Raw genomic sequence first — 12,777 nt, 5'->3', positions numbered from 1 at the left:
CTCTCGAATATATATACCCGGGTAATATTGACTTTATATTCCGTCCGGGTAAAAAGCGCGCCGCAGGAGGGTCCCATGAACGGACGCAAGGCGCTGGTGCGCGACTATCGTGACCGCAAGGTCGAAGCCGGGATCTATGCCGTGCGGTGCGCGGCGAGTGGCGAGGCCTGGGTCGGCGCCACGCCCGATCTGGCGACCCGTCAGAGCGGGATATGGTTTTCCCTGCGACACGGAGGGCATCGGGAGATGTCTCTTCAGGCGGCGTGGGCGACCCATGGCGAGGCGGCGTTCAGCTTCGAGGCGCTGGAAGCCATTGATGACGAAAACCTCGGCCCGCTGGGCAAGTCCTCCCTGCTGAAGGAGCGGCGCGCCGCCTGGATAGAGGCTCTGAGCGCCCGGGGGCTGAACCGATGAACCATGTGGTCTTCAGGGGCGCCGAGCGCGTCGCGGCGGGCTCGTCCCTTGAGGCGGCCCTGGCCGCCCAGCGCCTGGCGGCCGAGCCGTCAGACGCCGGGGTGCTGATCTTTGACGACCAGGGCCGGCAGGTGGATTTCGACCTCAGCGGCGGGCCCGTTGACCTGACCGCGCGGCTCGCGCCCGCCGGGGAGGTCGCCCCGCCGCGCGGTCGGGGCCGGCCCAGGCTGGGCGTCACGCCGCGCGAGGTCACGCTGCTGCCCCGTCACTGGGATTGGCTGGCCAGCCAGCCGGGCGGCGCTTCGGTGGCGCTGCGCAAGCTGGTCGAGGCGGCGCGACGCGAAAGCGAAGGTCCCGACCGCATCCGCCGCTCCCGCGAGGCGGCCTATCGCTTCGCCACGGTCATGGCCGGGGATCGCGAAGGCTTCGAAGCGGCGATGCGCGCCCTGTTCGCTGGCGACGATGTGGGGTTCGCGGAACGGATACAGGCCTGGCCGGCCGACATCGCCGCCCAGCTTCGCACCTTCGCGGCCGAGGCGTTCGGCGCGGACGCAGGGCCGGTCTAGGTCGCTGCGACCTGGCGGCGAGGCGTCAGGCCCTGGGTTCCAGCAGGTCCCAGCGGTTGCCGTACAGGTCCTCGAACACCGCAACGCTGCCATAGGCTTCATGGCGCGGCGCTTCGAGGAAGCGGATCCCGGCGGCGCTCATCCGGGCGTGGTCGCCGGCGAAGTCGTCGGTGTGCAGGAACAGCCAGACCCGGCCGCCGCCCTGGTCTCCGATCCGGGCGGCCTGATGGTCGTCGGCGGCCTTGGCCAGCACGAAGCGCGAGCCGCCGGGGCCGGGCGAGACGACGACCCAGCGCTTGCCCGCGCCCATGTCGGTGTCCTCGATCAGGTCGAAGCCCAGCTTGCCGACATAGAACGCCAACGCCTCGTCATAGTCGCTGACGAGCAGAGAGAGCAGGGCGAGATGGCGGGCCATGGGCGACTCCTTGAAGCGGCGCTGTCATAGCATCGGCGATCCAGCCTTAGCATCGCTGACTCTCGGCCCCTCGGTTATGCTGGTCGCGACCCGCTGGAGATTGTCATGCCGACCCGCATCATCCTTCCCTCGACCCTGACCCTGACCCTGACTCTCGCTGGCTCGGCCGCGATGGCTGGCGCGCCGGAAACCAGGATCACGCCCGTCGCGGCGGCCGACCTGCCGCCCGCCGTTCTGGCCGTGGTGATCAAGGCCGCGCCGGGGCTGAGGGTCACCGAGGCGGAGCTTAAGGAGCGGGAGGACCGCCGCTATTTCGACGTCGAGGGCGTTTTGCCCAATGGCGCCGAGATCGAGTTCGACCTGCTGGAAAAGAACGGCGCCTGGGAGATCGTCGAGACCCAGCGCGACATCGCCTGGGCCGATGCGCCCGCCGCCGTGCGGACCGCCGCCGGCAAGGCCCAGCCCGTGCGCGTGATCGAGAGCACCCAGACCGACGGCATGGTGATCTACGAGCTGTTCGCCGCCGGCCAGCCCAAGACGCCGGCCCTCGAGGTCAGCCTGAAGGATGGCGTGGTCAAGGTGCTGGCCGAGACCTGGCCACACTAAAGATCGGGCCCAGTTTGGCCGCCCCCTCGGATTGTCATCCCGGCCGGAAGGTCGCGTAGCGGCCTGTAGAGCCGGGACCGACCCGAAGCGCGGCGCTCAGGCGTCGATCCCGGATCTGCGCGCTACGCGCTTGTCCGGGATGACAGCGAATTTGTGTTCCGAGCCCTGGGCCCGGCTAGCGGCCGAACAGGGTCAGCAGGTACGAGGTTCCGGAATTGGCGATGGCCAGCGACTTGATGGCCAGCTGCTGCTTGATCTGCAGCGCCTGAAGCTTGGTCGACTCCCGGGCCATGTCGGCGTCGACCAGGCGGCCGACCGAGGTGTCCAGCGTGTCCTGCAGCTTGTCGATGAAGGTCTGGTGGCTTTCCAGGGCGAAGGAGCCGGTGCCCAGACGGGCGAGGGCGGAGGTGACGGTCTCCATCGCCGTGCTCATGGCCTTGATCTGGACGCCAGTGATCGGCGCGGCCAGCAGGTCGGCGGGCATGCCCGACAGCGCCGCGCCCGTGGTCGACAGGTCGACGTGATCGATATCGACCGTGTCACTCCCGTCGGCATTGGCCAGGGCGCGGACCTGGCCGACCGTTCCCGACGCGATCAGGTTCACGCCGCCGAACTCGGCATTGCCCACAGTGCGGTCGATCTGGCGCTTGAGCGTCAGGTAGTCGTTGTTGAGAGCGACGCGGCTGGATGTCGACAGGCTGGTGTCGGCCGCCGCCAGCATCTTTTCCTTCATCTTGCCCATCAGGTCGACGACGGTCTCGCCGGCCGACAGGGCCACGTCGGTGATCGAGCGGCCGCGCTGCAGGGAATCGCGCACGGAGTCCAGCGAGCGCGACTCGGCGCGCTGAGTCTGGGCGATGACCCAGACGGCGGGATTGTCCTTGGCGCTGGAGACGGCCAGGCCCGTCGAAATGCGCCGCAGCGTCGTGGCCAGCTCGCGGTTGATCGACGACAGCGACTGCAGGGCGATCATGGCGCCGGCATTGGTGTTGACGCTGTTGAGCGACATGTTCCGTGCTGCTTCCGAAGCCCGGTCCAAGGTGGGACCAAAGACGCGTTTTGCGTCAGGTTGAGAGCATTACACGAAAAGCGTTAGCGCGCCGTTCGCATCGGCCCGAAAATCCTGGCGATGGTCGCCTTGTCCGCCGCCGTCCCGGCCCGAGGGCTGCGACCCGAAAACCACTGGCGGACGGGATGTTCCCGGCCGGTTACAAGCGGCCTTGCCCCAAGGGGTGCCTTGAGCCACCTTGCCGGCCCCTTCGAAAGGCCCTGCCCATGCCCCGCCCAGCGGCTGCTCCGGCGCCGCGCGGCGCCCTGATATCCGATCTGATCGAGCTGATGCGCCTGTCGGGGCCGGTGGTGCTGTCGCGCCTGGGCATCATGGTCATGGGCCTGACCGACGCCATCGTGGTCGGGCGCTTTTCGGCCGAACAGCTGGGCTTCCACGCCATGGCCTGGGCGCCGTCCTCGATCTTTGTGACCATGACCGTCGGCCTGCTGGTCGGGGCCCAGGTGATGACCTCGCGGGCGATCGGGGCGGGCCGGCTGCACAATACCGGCGCGGTGCTGCGCCGGGGCCTGGTCTATGGCTTCTGGATCGGCATGGCCTCGGCCGTGTCCCTGGCCTTGCTGGGGCCGCCCCTGCTGCACGCCGTGCATCTGCCCAAGGCCCTGGCCGATGGCGCCACGGCGCCGATGATCGTCTTCTCGCTGTCCCTGCCGCTCTACGCTCTGACCGTGGTGCTGAGCTTCTGGCTGGAGGGACTGTCGCGGCCCGGGCCGGTGACCATCGCCATGTGGGTGGCCAATGGCGTCAACCTGGCGATCAACCTGCTGCTGGTGCCAGGCACCTGGGGCCTGCCGGCCATGGGCGCCGTGGGCGGGGCCTGGGCCACCTTCGTGGCGCGGCTGGCCCTGCTGATCATGCTGGCGATCTATGTCTTGCGCCTGAGGGATGCGCGGGCGCTGGGCGTGTTCGACAAGCCTGCGCCGGATCGCCCGGCCTCGATCGAGCAGCGCCGGATCGGCTATGGCGCGGGCGCGTCCAACTTCTTCGAGGTGGCAGCCTTTGCCGCCATGAGCCTGGTTGCCGGCTGGATCGGCGGGTTGTCCATCGCGGCCTGGGCGGTGGTGATCAATGTCGCTGCGGTGATCTTCATGCTGCCGCTGGGCATTTCGACGGCGACTTCGGTGCAGGTGGGCCGGGCCTTCGGATCGCGTGATCCGGCCGGCATGACCCGCGCCGGCTGGGTGGCCTTTGCGTTCACGGCGGTGGTGGGGCTGGTGGCGGCGCTGCTGTTGTTCCCGCTGCGAGAATGGGTGGCTTCGGCCTATACGGCCGACCAGGACGCCATCGCCCTGATCGCCCCGGCCCTGGCCCTGACCTGCCTGTTCCTGGCGCCCGACGCTGTGCAGGTGGTGGCGGCCCAGGCGCTGCGGGCGCGCGGCGAGGTGTGGATTCCGACCATCACCCACCTGATCAGCTACGGCGTGATCATGGGGCCGCTGGCCTGGTGGCTGGCCATTCCGCTCGGCATGGGCGTGAACGGCATCGTCTGGTCGGTGATCGTGACCAGCTTTGTCTCGATGGCGTTCCTGCTGGCGCGGTTTCGGATGCTGGATGTGAGGGATGCGCGCGGGTAGTTCCGCGACCACTTGCCCCCTACGGATCGCTTCGCGATCGTCTTCCCCCGTAGGGGGAAGATGAAAAGCGCCGACCTCATCTTCCCCCTACGGGGGAGGAGCGCCGCAGGCGCGGAGGGGGCAAGTGCTCGACGCTAGGCCCCCAGAATCCAGCCCTCTTCAGTAGCGGCCGCTTCAAGCACCTCGTCGCTCGCCTTGGGGCCGGCGAACAGCGCCGCCAGCTTGCCGGCTTCGTCCAGCTTGGCGAAGTGTTCGGCCTGGGCCCGCACCTGGGCCAGGTCCTTGACCTCGCCGGCGGCCGGCACGGCCTTGAGCAGCGAGGGATAGACCTCGGTGATCACCACCAGCACGCCTTCCAGATCAGCCTCGGTCAGGGCCTTGAAGCCGGTCTCGAACGGCCAGACCCGGACGGCGTCGCCGCGCGCGTCCTTCAGACGGCGGGCGGCGGGGATGCCGACGATCGCCTGACCGCCGACCGAGCCGTTGTAATAGAGCTTCCAGATCGAGTGCGCGCCCTTGGCGGCCTTGTCGGCATGGCGGAACTCGGCCAGGTCGCCCTCGCCATGCTCGCGCGAGCGCTTGGGCTGCAGCGTGGTCAGGGTGTCGCGGGGCGGGCAACCCCAGAACGGGAAGGGGCCGCCGGTCAGGCGGCGGTTGATCTCGGAGCCGACGCCGAAGCGGTTATTGGTGTTGTCGGCCTTGTCCTTGACCATCTTGGCGATCTGATCCCAGACCGCGCGCCAGGGGTGTTCGCCCGGCAGGCTCAGCGCCTTGGCGAAGCCGCTCGGGAAGCCCAGCGGGAAGTCAAAGCCCACCAGGGCCCGCTCGCCGCGCTTCTTGAAGTCGTCGAGAATGGCCGCCAGCTTGGTCTCGGCCTCCTGACGGGTGGCCGGGTTGAAGCTCTCGAAGGTCAGGCGAAAACGCACGTCGCGCTTGAGCACGCCGATCCAGACGGAGTCCGCACCGGTGGTCGGCTTGGCGGCCGCGCTCCAGTCGACGATCACATAGGCGCTGAACAGACGCGACACGGCAGGCTCCGTCGAAAAGAACGAAGCCGCGCTTCTACTCCGCCCAGTCCTCAAGAGCCAGTCGCTGTTCGCGCATTGGGCGTATTAGGCGTCTCAGGCGGCGGTGCGTTCGGCGGCTTCGACCGGCGGGGCGATGCGGCCGTCGCGGGCGAACCAGCGGGCGGGAGGCTCGCAGACCGGACCCAGGGCCGCGCGGACGATGGCCGGGGGGCGGCGCTCTTCGGGGGTCATGAACAGGCCATTGGCCTTGACCCGCAGGCCGGCGACCTTGTGGGCCCCCAGCATGGTCAGGGGCACGGCCAGGATCAGACCGGCCAGGATCGGCGCGGTGCTGGTCAGCAGGTCGGGCGTGAACCAGAACAGGGTGGCCAGGACCAGGCCGGTGACGCTGATCCACCCCATGGCGCGGAACGCCTCGTTGCCGGTCACCTTGTCGGCGTCGCGGCGCTGGGTGGCCCAACCGCCGACCTTGCCGGCCAGGATCTCGACCAGGGCGCGGGTCTGGGTGAACATCAGCATCGGCGCGACCAGCGCCGACAGCAGCATCTCGACGCTCAGACCGGCCATGATCCGGCGACGACCGCCGAAGCCCTTGATCTCGGCGGGACGCGAGAACACCAGGATCGAGCCCAGGATCTTGGGGCCGAACAGCAGCACGAAGGTGATGATCATCGCCCAGGCGGTGGCCTGGATCTCGCTCCAGTCGATCAGGGCGTGGGCGGCCGCCTGCAGGTCGGCCATGGTGAAGGCCGCCTTCTTGAGCGAGGGCATCAGCAGGCGCGAGACGACGCCGGCTGACAGGGCCATGAACCACAGAGGCGACAGGACATAGCTGAGCACGCCGATCACCAGGTGCATGCGGCTGAGCCAGTGCAGGCCGGGCAGGGCGACCAGCGGGATGTGCTGGACATTGCCCCGGCACCAGCGGCGGTCGCGGGTGGCGAAATCGAGCAGGTTGGAGGGGCTCTCTTCGTAGGAGCCTTCCAGATAGGGGGCCAGGTGGACGCTCCAGCCGCCGCGGCGCAGCAGGGCGCTTTCCAGGGCGTCGTGGCTCATCACTTCGCCGCCGAAGGGCTTGGGGCCGTCCAGCGAGGGCAGACCGCAGGTCTCGGCGAAGGCGCGGGTGCGGACGATGGCGTTGTGGCCCCAGAACGAGCTCTCGCTGCCCGACCACCAGGCCAGACCCGTCCAGGCGACGCGGCCATACAGGCGCGTGGCGAACTGCAGGGTGCGGGCGAAGATCGTCTGGCCGTTGATCAGCATCGGCATGGTCTGGATCAGACCGGCGCCGGGGTGACGTTCCATGGCGTCGGCCAGGCGGACCATGGCGTCGCCGGTCATCAGGCTGTCGGCGTCGAGGACCAGCATGTGCTCATAGGCGCTGCCCCAGCGGGCCACCCAGTCGGCGATATTGCCGGCCTTGCGGCCCTTGTTTTCCTGGCGGACGCGATAGAACACCGCCGAATTGGCTTCGCGACGGAAGCGGGCGAAGCAGGCCTGTTCGGCCAGGGCCACGGCGGCGTCGCGGGTGTCGCTGAGGATGAAGATGTCGAAGGCGCGGCTGTTGCCGGTCTCGGCCAGCGAGGCGTCCATGGCGCGCAGGCGGGCGAACACCTCGGCGGCGTCCTCGTTGTGCACCGGCATCAGGATGGCGGTGCGGGCGCGCAGCTTGGGCATCGGCTTGGCGCTGTCGATGCCCAGCGGATCCTTGGGCTTGCCCAGCAGGATCACGAAGCCGGCGACGGCGGTGCAGAACCACAGCGACAGGGCCGTGAACAGCGGGGCCAGCAGGACCAGGCAGATGAATTCCAGACGGGTGACGCCGCCCAGGGCGATGGTGTCGAAGGTGGCCTTCCAGCCGGCCACGCCCATGAAGGCGGTGGCCAGGAACACCATCCAGCGGCGGGCGGCCATGCTGGCGACCACCTCGGTGGCGCGGCGCGCGCCGCCTTGCCAGATCGACAGATGCTGCACCGGCATGGCCAGCGGCGCCTCGGCGGGGATCTCCACCGTGTCGCGACGTTGAACGACCTGATCGAGGGACACGCTCGTGGACGAGCGAAGGTCGAAGAGGGAAGAGCGGTCGCTCATGACGTCATGGTCTCGGTCTGTCCGGCGAGGGCCGGGCTCTCTCCGTCGCATCGCCGCATGAGGTTCGTCCTTTGCGCGGTGGTGACCGTCCGCTAGGGGTTCGGTCGTCGCGGCATGTGACGGGGTCATGACGGTCAATTTCCGACGTGGAGAGCCGTCGGGACCTTTAGAGTAAAACTTCGATCACGAATTCGCTACCAGAAATCACGCTTATTTCGCAGGTGCGGGAAAAAACTTGCAATCCGCTGTGGGCGAGGGGCGGTCGCCAAAATGGGGAATTTGCACAAGCCGATGATTATAAAGATTTTATTGCCTGTTTGCGGGCTACTTCTGGTCGCAGCCTGCGGCCCGGGACCTCTGAGCGCGACCCCTGCCAAGTCGCCCGAAACGGTCTCGCAGGCGTCGGAAACCTTGCCGGAGCACGACTCGACGGGCGTGATTTCGGCCGTGAACGGCCTGAGTCTCACGATCGATCACGACGGCGCGAGCTCGGCCGGGCTGGCTGCCGGGCGCAATGATTTCACCGGCCATGGCGATGTTCTGGCCAATGCGCCCCTGACGCCGGGATCACGGGTGGCGTTCAAGTTCCGCAAGATCGGCGGGGTGCTGGAGCTTTCGGAGCTGAAGGGGCGGTAGATCCTCCCCTTTTTGGGGAGGTGCCCCGAAGGGCCGGAGAGGGGGGCAGCGCAGGCGCTTGGTCCAGATGGCTCCAAGCCCGTCTATGCCGGCGCTGCCCCCTCAGTCGCTCCGCGACAGCTCCCCCCGAGAGGGGGGAGCATCAGGCGAGCTAGCCCAGCTTGACGAGCATCTTGCCCATGTTCTCGCCGGCGAACAGCTTGATGAAGGCGTCAGGCGCGTGCTCGACGCCGTCTTCGACGGTCTCTTTCCAGGTGATCTTGCCGGCCTTGATCCACTCGGCCATGTCCTTGGCGAAGGCCGGATAGAGGTCATAGTGATTGGAGACGATGAAGCCCTCCAGTCGCAGGCTCTTGCCCACGGCCTGGATGATGTTGGACGGGCCGGTCGGCTTTCCGGTCTCATTGTATTGCGAGATCATCCCGCAAAGGGCCATGCGGGCAAACGGGCGGGCCGAATTGATCGCGGCTTCCAGATGCACGCCGCCGACATTCTCGAAATAGACGTCGATGCCCTTGGGCGCGACCTTGGCCAGTTCGGCGACCACGTCGGGCGTGGCCTTGTAGTCGATCACGTGATCGACGCCGATCGACTTGAGGAACGCGGTCTTTTCCGGGCCGCCGGCCGAGCCGATCACGGTGTGGCCCTTCAGCTTGGCGATCTGGCAGACGATGGAGCCCACGGCGCCGGCGGCGGCCGACACGAATACCACATCGCCGTCCTTGAGGGCGGCCACGCGCAGCAGGCCCGCATAGGCGGTCATGCCGGTCATGCCCAGCACGCCCAGGAAGGTCTGGGGCGGCAGGCCATGGGTCTCGACCTTGGTCAGGGCGCCCATCGCGCCGCCGGCCGCCTTGATCGCTGCGGGCGAGATGTTGAACGCCTCGCGCCAGCCGAACATCGAGCTGACGATGTCGCCCACGGCGAAGTCGGGATCGTTGGAGATCGTCACCTCGCCGATCGCGCCGCCCTGGAGGGCCTTGCCCAGCTCGAACGGCGGCACATAGCTGGCGCGATCATACATGCGGCCGCGCATATAGGGGTCGACCGACATCCACAGGTTCTTGATCTGCACCTCGCCGGGGCCCGGCGCGGCCAGCTCGACCGAGGCCAGTTCGAAGTCGGACTTGGCGGGAACGCCTACCGGGCGGCTCTTGAGGCGGATTTCGCGCGAGACGGTCATTGGGTGTTCTCCCTGTGCGTTTCTGGTGGTGCGTTTCAAATTTAAACGCTTGTTTAGCGCGTCGCGTCGCGCGGCTCCAGTGCTTCCGGGCGGGGGCGAAGCGGTTTAGACAGCGGGCATGACCCAACCGATCCTGAAAGCTCCCGTCCTTAAAGCCCCCGTCCTTAAGGCTGGTGTTGTCGGCGCCGGCGTCTTTGGCGGCTATCACGCCAAGAAGTATGTCGAGCTGCCCGGCGTCGAACTGGTCGCCGTGTTCGACATCGACCTGGCGCGGGCAAAGGCCCTGGCCGAGCCACTGGGCGCCGCAGCCTATGACGACATGGACGCCTTCCTGGCCGCGGTCGACGTGGTCACGGTCGCCACCCCCGCCGTCCACCACGCCGGGGCGGCGCTGGCGGCGCTGAAGGCGGGCAAGCCGGTCTATTGCGAAAAGCCCCTGGCGGTGACGCCCGAGGACGCCGACGCCCTGGTCGCTGCGGCGCTCAAGGCCGGTGTGCCCCTGGCCTGCGGCCATCAGGAGCGGGTGGTGTTCCAGGCCATGGGCCTGCTGGACATTCCCGAGCAGCCGCTGCGCCTGGAGGCCGTGCGACGCGGCACGCCGTCGGACCGCAACCTCGACGTCTCGGTGGTGCTGGACCTGATGATCCACGACATCGACCTGGCCCTGGCCCTGTGCGAAGCCCAGCCGATGACGGTGGAGGGCGAGGGGGGCATCACCCGCTCGGAATCCCTCGACTGGGTAAAGGTGGAAGCCATGTTCGAGAACGGCTTCACCGCCGTGTTCGACAGCTCGCGCGTGGCGGAGGCCCGCGAGCGGACGATGAAGGTCGTCTATCCCTCCGGAGAGGTCGAGATCGACTTCCTGGCCCGCACCTTCCGCAACACCACCCCGTTCCCGCTGATCGAGGACTTTACCGAAACCCCGGCCGGCAGGGATCCCCTAGGCGCCAGCGTCGCCGGCTTCCTGGCGGCGGTGCGCGGCGAGAGCCCGCGTCCGGTGGTTACGGGCGAGGAAGCGGCGCGGGCGCTGGATCTGGCCCTGGCGGTGGAGCTGGCGGCGGGGGGGTGAGCCTTGCGCTTCAAAACGGAATCGTTTTGAAGCGATAGAAAGGTTCTAGATCAAACAGTTAGGGCGTGCTTCGCGCCGAAGCCGGCTTCCGCTTTCGGCGTCACGCTCTAGGATCTTGGGGTGATGGGCTGCATCCCGCTTGGCAAACGGCGCATGTGCCGCCGGCAGGCCCAGTCGCTGATCAACGCAAATGCAACAAGCCCAAGCCAGACAGCGTGGAGATGCCACCACTCTTCCGCCAACCAAGACCCGATGATTGGAACGCGGTCCCAAAGCCCTACGAGCGCGCCCCCCAAAACGAGAATGAGAGCAAGGCGCGAAGCTTGACCCAGGTAGTGTGTCACCCGGGGGGCGAGGACGGATTGATGCAGGACCAAGTCGTCACCTTTAGCAAAGAGTGCGGCGCAGAATTCCAGCGAAGCTACCTTCCTGTGCGCCTCCATGGGCGCACAACTTTTACGTTATGTAAAGCGCAGCGCCCGACTTCGGGCGGGGCGCCTGTGTCCGCCTTTCTCAGCAGTTCAGATCTGCGCGCGGCGAACTCGGCTTCGATCTCTTCGTCGGAGACGGTCAGGCCAGACAGCCGCTCGGCGCGGGCGATTTCCACCTTGCGACGCAGAAAGTCGTCATGGAGCCGCGCCTCACGCTGACGCTCCACGAAGTCGCGCATCAGGTCGCGGACAATCTGTGATGCGGGACGATGCGTGGCCTCGGCCTCGGCGACGAAGGCGTCGCGCAGTTGGGCCTCGAGTTTCAGGGTGAAAACGGCGTCCTTGGCCATGCGGAGCTCTCAAGCAGCGTTCTTACAACGTATATACGATCTCATTACCTCTAACAATTGAGGGCTACAGACCGGCTTGCAGGCGGCGGAGGGGTGAGCGCCTTCGACCCAAAGTAAACCGCGATAATTCTGCCGAGGTAGGGTATAATACGTATTGTGCGCTTTACTGTTGTCGTGATCGACAGGGCGCGCTCTCCACCAATATGGCTTTCGCTTCGCGAGCCTCTTGGCGTGCCTGAAAGGCCCTTGATGGCCGATAATCTGCAATTGGCGTTTCCGATCGGGTCAGAACTGGCCTTTGCGCTGATTGAATCGTCTCAGGCAGCGGCTCTGCTACTTGATGAAAGCTTGATCGTCGTCGCCGCCAGCACGTCGTTTCTGCGAGCGTTCAAGCTGGATCTGGAGTCCGTGGTCGGCCGCTCGGTCATGGAGCTTGGCGGGGGCGAGTGGGCCGTGCCGCAACTGCGCTCGCTGCTGAGAGCGACCGCATCGGGCGCCGCCGCCATCGACGCCTACGAGATGGACCTCAAAAGCCAGGGCAGCGGGATGCGTCGCCTAGTGATCCATGCGCAAAGGCTGGAGTACGGCGTCGCGGGCTCCCCGATGCGGATCCTGCTGACCGTGACCGATGTCACGGCCGCGCGAGGCATGGAAAAGCTCAAGGACGAACTTCTGCGCGACAAGGCCATCGCCTTGCAGGAAGTGCAGCATCGCGTCGCCAACAGCCTGCAGATCATCGCCAGTGTCATCCTGCAAAGCGCCCGCAACGTGCAGTCGGAGGAGAGCCGGGGCCATCTTCGCGACGCCCACAACCGGGTGATGTCGGTCGCTGCGCTTCAGCAGCAACTGGCCACGTCCCGGGTCGGCGACGTGGAACTGGCCCCCTATTTCAAGCAGCTTTGCGACAGTCTGGGCGCCTCGATGATCCAGGACCACGACAAGGTGACCCTGGTGGTGGACATCGATGACAGCGTGGTCGAGGCCAATATCTCGATCAGTCTGGGCCTGCTGGTCACCGAACTGGTGATCAACGGCCTCAAGCACGCCTTCCCGGATGGGCAGAAGGGCAAGATTGTCGTTGGCTATCAGCGCGACGGCGCCGGCTGGACCTTGTGTGTGCGCGACGACGGCATCGGCATGCATTCCCTCAAGGGCAAGGTGAAGGCGGGTCTTGGCACCAGCATCGTCCAGGCCCTGGCCAAGCAGCTGAAGAGCGTGGTCGAGGTGACCGACAACGCCCCGGGCACCAAGGTCTCGATCATCCACAAGGCCGCCAGCCAGCTGGACGCGCCGGCGGCCGTCTAGGCGATGCCGCATGGGGTCTGATCATGCGCCGGTGCGGGCC

13 protein-coding genes are annotated in these 12,777 nt (G+C 67.2%); 7 read left to right on the top strand and 6 right to left on the bottom strand.

What is annotated here, in order from left to right:
* The first annotated feature begins 75 nt into the window (after positions 1–75).
* Both ACW17Z_RS04255 and ACW17Z_RS04250 read left to right on the top strand, forming a co-directional pair.
* Positions 76–414: a GIY-YIG nuclease family protein gene (locus tag ACW17Z_RS04255; RefSeq protein WP_492057688.1), complete on the top strand. Its 339-nt coding sequence runs from the start codon at positions 76–78 to the stop codon at positions 412–414.
* Positions 411–980, top strand: coding sequence for a DUF2239 family protein (locus ACW17Z_RS04250; RefSeq protein WP_492057687.1), 570 nt, complete (start codon positions 411–413; stop codon positions 978–980). The genes ACW17Z_RS04255 and ACW17Z_RS04250 overlap by 4 nt, the downstream gene beginning before the upstream one ends.
* 25 nt (positions 981–1,005) lie before the next feature.
* Here ACW17Z_RS04250 and ACW17Z_RS04245 read toward each other — a convergent pair whose 3' ends face one another.
* Positions 1,006–1,395, bottom strand: a complete 390-nt coding sequence (locus ACW17Z_RS04245; protein ID WP_492057686.1) for a VOC family protein — start codon at positions 1,393–1,395, stop codon at positions 1,006–1,008.
* A 171-nt stretch (positions 1,396–1,566) separates the two neighbouring features.
* Between ACW17Z_RS04245 and ACW17Z_RS04240 the strand changes: the two genes are divergently transcribed.
* Positions 1,567–2,001: a hypothetical protein gene (locus ACW17Z_RS04240; protein ID WP_492058481.1), complete on the top strand. Its 435-nt coding sequence runs from the start codon at positions 1,567–1,569 to the stop codon at positions 1,999–2,001.
* Positions 2,002–2,176: 175 nt separating this feature from the next.
* Here ACW17Z_RS04240 and ACW17Z_RS04235 read toward each other — a convergent pair whose 3' ends face one another.
* Entirely contained in the window at positions 2,177–3,010 is an 834-nt protein-coding gene (locus ACW17Z_RS04235; protein ID WP_492057685.1) for a flagellin, read from the bottom strand.
* Positions 3,011–3,276: 266 nt separating this feature from the next.
* On the opposite strand from ACW17Z_RS04235, the gene ACW17Z_RS04230 reads away from it, so the two are divergent.
* Positions 3,277–4,644, top strand: coding sequence for an MATE family efflux transporter (locus ACW17Z_RS04230; RefSeq protein ID WP_492057684.1), 1,368 nt, complete (start codon positions 3,277–3,279; stop codon positions 4,642–4,644).
* 134 nt (positions 4,645–4,778) lie between these two features.
* On the opposite strand, the gene ACW17Z_RS04225 is transcribed toward ACW17Z_RS04230, so the two are convergent.
* Both ACW17Z_RS04225 and mdoH read right to left on the bottom strand, forming a co-directional pair.
* The gene (locus tag ACW17Z_RS04225) at positions 4,779–5,672 is read right to left on the bottom strand and encodes a cobalamin biosynthesis protein CbiG (protein ID WP_492057683.1); all 894 of its coding nucleotides are present in this window, start codon (positions 5,670–5,672) and stop codon (positions 4,779–4,781) included.
* 93 nt (positions 5,673–5,765) lie between these two features.
* Entirely contained in the window at positions 5,766–7,763 is a 1,998-nt protein-coding gene (gene mdoH / locus ACW17Z_RS04220; protein WP_492057682.1) for a glucans biosynthesis glucosyltransferase MdoH, read from the bottom strand.
* A 279-nt stretch (positions 7,764–8,042) separates the two neighbouring features.
* Here mdoH and ACW17Z_RS04215 point away from each other — a divergent pair, with 279 nt between their 5' ends.
* Entirely contained in the window at positions 8,043–8,399 is a 357-nt protein-coding gene (locus ACW17Z_RS04215) for a copper-binding protein (RefSeq protein ID WP_492057681.1), read from the top strand.
* Positions 8,400–8,550: 151 nt separating this feature from the next.
* Here the strand turns inward: ACW17Z_RS04215 and ACW17Z_RS04210 are convergent, their stop codons facing one another.
* Entirely contained in the window at positions 8,551–9,582 is a 1,032-nt protein-coding gene (locus tag ACW17Z_RS04210; protein WP_492057680.1) for an NADP-dependent oxidoreductase, read from the bottom strand.
* Between the two features lie 118 nt (positions 9,583–9,700).
* Here ACW17Z_RS04210 and ACW17Z_RS04205 point away from each other — a divergent pair, with 118 nt between their 5' ends.
* On the top strand, positions 9,701–10,651 hold the full coding sequence (locus tag ACW17Z_RS04205) for a Gfo/Idh/MocA family protein (RefSeq protein WP_492057679.1): 951 nt from the start codon (positions 9,701–9,703) through the stop codon (positions 10,649–10,651).
* Positions 10,652–11,072: 421 nt separating this feature from the next.
* Here the strand turns inward: ACW17Z_RS04205 and ACW17Z_RS04200 are convergent, their stop codons facing one another.
* Complete coding sequence (locus ACW17Z_RS04200; protein ID WP_492057678.1) at positions 11,073–11,432, bottom strand: CopG family ribbon-helix-helix protein; 360 nt, start codon at positions 11,430–11,432, stop codon at positions 11,073–11,075.
* Between the two features lie 348 nt (positions 11,433–11,780).
* Here ACW17Z_RS04200 and ACW17Z_RS04195 point away from each other — a divergent pair, with 348 nt between their 5' ends.
* Positions 11,781–12,737: a sensor histidine kinase gene (locus ACW17Z_RS04195; protein ID WP_492057677.1), complete on the top strand. Its 957-nt coding sequence runs from the start codon at positions 11,781–11,783 to the stop codon at positions 12,735–12,737.
* Positions 12,738–12,777 lie beyond the last annotated feature (40 nt).

Source organism: Caulobacter sp. GSs2 (genome assembly GCF_058680895.1).
This window is presented reverse-complemented; position numbering and strand designations above follow the sequence as displayed.

Coding starts and splice junctions, on each gene's coding strand:
- ACW17Z_RS04255 (WP_492057688.1), top strand. CDS start 76: ATGAACGGACGCAAGGCGCTGGTGCGCGACTATCGTGACCGCAAGGTC.
- ACW17Z_RS04250 (WP_492057687.1), top strand. CDS start 411: ATGAACCATGTGGTCTTCAGGGGCGCCGAGCGCGTCGCGGCGGGCTCG.
- ACW17Z_RS04245 (WP_492057686.1), bottom strand. CDS start 1,395: ATGGCCCGCCATCTCGCCCTGCTCTCTCTGCTCGTCAGCGACTATGAC.
- ACW17Z_RS04240 (WP_492058481.1), top strand. CDS start 1,567: ATGGCTGGCGCGCCGGAAACCAGGATCACGCCCGTCGCGGCGGCCGAC.
- ACW17Z_RS04235 (WP_492057685.1), bottom strand. CDS start 3,010: ATGTCGCTCAACAGCGTCAACACCAATGCCGGCGCCATGATCGCCCTG.
- ACW17Z_RS04230 (WP_492057684.1), top strand. CDS start 3,277: ATGCCCCGCCCAGCGGCTGCTCCGGCGCCGCGCGGCGCCCTGATATCC.
- mdoH (WP_492057682.1), bottom strand. CDS start 7,763: ATGAGCGACCGCTCTTCCCTCTTCGACCTTCGCTCGTCCACGAGCGTG.
- ACW17Z_RS04210 (WP_492057680.1), bottom strand. CDS start 9,582: ATGACCGTCTCGCGCGAAATCCGCCTCAAGAGCCGCCCGGTAGGCGTT.
- ACW17Z_RS04205 (WP_492057679.1), top strand. CDS start 9,701: ATGACCCAACCGATCCTGAAAGCTCCCGTCCTTAAAGCCCCCGTCCTT.
- ACW17Z_RS04200 (WP_492057678.1), bottom strand. CDS start 11,432: ATGGCCAAGGACGCCGTTTTCACCCTGAAACTCGAGGCCCAACTGCGC.